Origin of the sequence: Neobacillus drentensis (assembly GCF_036966985.1) — a bacterium.
Taxonomy (GTDB): domain Bacteria; phylum Bacillota; class Bacilli; order Bacillales; family Cytobacillaceae; genus Neobacillus; species Neobacillus drentensis_E.
Genome location: NZ_JBALSN010000312.1, coordinates 6,849 through 7,179, shown reverse-complemented (window position 1 = coordinate 7,179; position 331 = coordinate 6,849). Strand labels below are relative to the sequence as shown.

1 pseudogene is annotated in these 331 nt (G+C 40.2%); it reads left to right on the top strand.

Features of this window, described 5'->3' with window-relative positions:
- Positions 1-114 precede the first annotated feature (114 nt).
- A pseudogene (locus V7659_RS19965) lies at positions 115-331 on the top strand (GNAT family N-acetyltransferase); the annotation flags it as partial.

Genomic DNA, 331 nt, shown 5'->3' with positions numbered 1-331 from the left:
TAGTGGGTTCGATTCCCACCCCGAAATTTTTTAGTAACTTTATAAAAAATTTCGAGGGTGGACCGGACCGTTTCTTTTGACATGGGATCGGAATGCCCTAATGGAGGGTTATTCATGCTTAAAAAACGTGATCTTCATGACAGCCACACATTGTACGAATTAATGACGCACCCTGATGTCTTCCCTTTTGTGCGCCAAAAAGCTGATTCTTATGAAGAATTTTTATTTATGACAAAACAAACGATTGAGGCCGAAGACCAAGGAGAATTGATTTCACGAACGATTCTTGATGAATGGGGTGCACCGATCGGTACCATTAATTTGTTTGATA